At 69.0% G+C, this 310-nt stretch carries 1 protein-coding gene; it reads right to left on the reverse strand.

What is annotated here, in order from left to right:
- The coding region (locus QKE52_RS13385) for a hypothetical protein (protein WP_347949011.1) at positions 1–310 on the reverse strand (310 nt) is incomplete at both ends.

The following is a 310-nucleotide window of genomic DNA, read 5'->3' on the forward strand; positions in this document are numbered from 1 at the left end:
GGTCGGCTCAGTCGGCTCCGTCGGCTCCGTCGGCTCAGTCGGCTCAGTCGGCTCAGTCGGCTCCGTCGGCTCGGTTGGCTCGGTTGGCTCGGTCGGCTTGGTCGGCTCGGTTGGCTCGGTTGGCTCGGTCGGCTCCGTCGGCTTGGTCGGCTCAGTCGGCTCAGTCGGCTCCGTCGGCTCAGTCGGCTCAGTCGGCTCAGTCGGCTCAGTTGGCTCCGTCGGCTCCGTCGGTTCCGTTGGCTCCGTCGGTTCCGTTGGCTCGGTCGGCTCGGTCGGCTTGGTCGGCTCAGTCGGCTCAGTTGGCTCAGTT

The organism is Corynebacterium sp. c25Ua_47 (assembly GCF_039907205.1).
GTDB lineage: Bacteria > Actinomycetota > Actinomycetes > Mycobacteriales > Mycobacteriaceae > Corynebacterium > Corynebacterium hiratae.